General features: G+C 45.4%; 1 protein-coding gene. It reads right to left on the minus strand.

The annotated features are described in order from the left end of the window. The coding region (locus tag AC1M9P_RS14675; protein WP_481588099.1) for a GA-like domain-containing protein at positions 1-240 on the minus strand (240 nt) is incomplete at both ends.

Genomic DNA, 240 nt, shown 5'->3' on the forward strand with positions numbered 1-240 from the left:
GTGCATCATCACGTGCTTGAGTCAGCTCAGTAAGTTCTGTTGGGGTGATTAAACCATCTGATTCGGCATCTGCTAGTGCTTGCTCTGCCTCAGCATATGCTGCTTCAGCCGCCTCTACTGCTTCTGTCGCTTCTTCAAGTGCTGCAACTGCATCATCCACACCATCTTCGTTTTCATCATTTACTGTTGGTAAAGTGATATCAACCAGATCATTTAAACGACCTTGTAGCGCATCTTTTT

This window comes from Acinetobacter sp. 25-47-122, from assembly GCF_056779695.1.